Source organism: Psychrobacter sp. S1-30-MNA-CIBAN-0213, assembly GCF_040309845.1.
Taxonomy (GTDB): Bacteria; Pseudomonadota; Gammaproteobacteria; order Pseudomonadales; family Moraxellaceae; genus Psychrobacter.
In genome coordinates this window covers 1-920 of record NZ_JBEOPE010000029.1, presented here as the reverse complement: position 1 = coordinate 920, position 920 = coordinate 1, and the positions used below count along the sequence as shown (strand labels likewise).

Here is a 920-nt window from a genome sequence, read left to right as displayed (position 1 = left end):
TATAGCCAAACCCATTTAAAAGTGTTATAAACTAATTATTAAACCTAATTGTTATCATAAAGACCATGACTTACTCACTAGATTTTCGCAAACAAGTACTAAAAAGCTTAGACGAGGGTATGACCATTGCCGGGGCGGCTGAGTTCTATAATCTCAGCCCAACCACCATACAAAACTGGAAGAGACGTGTTCATAGCAAAACAATCAGGCAAACCAAACCCTATAAAATACCAGATGACGTGCTACTTAATGATGTCAAAGAACATCCTGATGATTACCAGTATGAGCGAGCACATCGTTTAAATTGTAGTAAAACAGGTATTTATCATGCCCTAAAGCGCCTAGGCATCAGTCAAAAAAAAGACCTTAGAGCATCCAAAAGCTTGCCCAATAAAAAGAGCGGCGTATCAGGGAAAGCTTGATAGCTTTACGCAGCAAGGCTATCCCATTGTCTATATGGATGAAAGCGGCTTTGAGCACGAGACCATCCGCTCTCATGGCTATGCGCCGATCGGTAAGCCTTGTATCGATAGCTACAACTGGCAAGGTAAAAAGCGAACCAACGTTATTGGTGCTCTGTATGAAAAGATGCTGTTTGCGCTTGATTACTTTGAGACAAACATCAACAGCATCGTCTTCTATCACTGGTGCAAACACAAGCTAATCCCAAGTCTTAAAACCAAATGCGTGATTGTGATGGATAACGCCAGATTTCATAAGAGCAAACGCATTCAAAAGCTACTAAACAGGCACGGGCATCGTATTCTTTGGTTGCCGCCGTACAGCCCAGACCTAAACCCTATCGAAAAGAAATGGGCTCAAGTGAAGTTTCTACGCCAAGGTTGGATGCAAAATGACTTATCCAAATTGTTTTATGATATTTGTCCAAGGCATAACATTTTTATTTTGAACTGACTATA

At 40.9% G+C, this 920-nt stretch carries 2 protein-coding genes; both read left to right on the top strand.

Translation table 11 applies throughout. The features are described 5' to 3' along the window. Nucleotides 1–65: 65 nt before the first annotated feature. The gene (locus AAEY87_RS13825; protein ID WP_350657583.1) at nucleotides 66–422 is read left to right on the top strand and encodes an IS630 transposase-related protein; all 357 of its coding nucleotides are present in this window, start codon (nucleotides 66–68) and stop codon (nucleotides 420–422) included. Continuing rightward, entirely contained in the window at nucleotides 391–915 is a 525-nt protein-coding gene (locus tag AAEY87_RS13820; RefSeq protein ID WP_149031835.1) for an IS630 family transposase, read from the top strand. The genes AAEY87_RS13825 and AAEY87_RS13820 overlap by 32 nt, the downstream gene beginning before the upstream one ends. The last annotated feature ends 5 nt before the right edge of the window (nucleotides 916–920 follow it).

Coding starts and splice junctions, on each gene's coding strand:
- AAEY87_RS13825 (WP_350657583.1), top strand. CDS start 66: ATGACTTACTCACTAGATTTTCGCAAACAAGTACTAAAAAGCTTAGAC.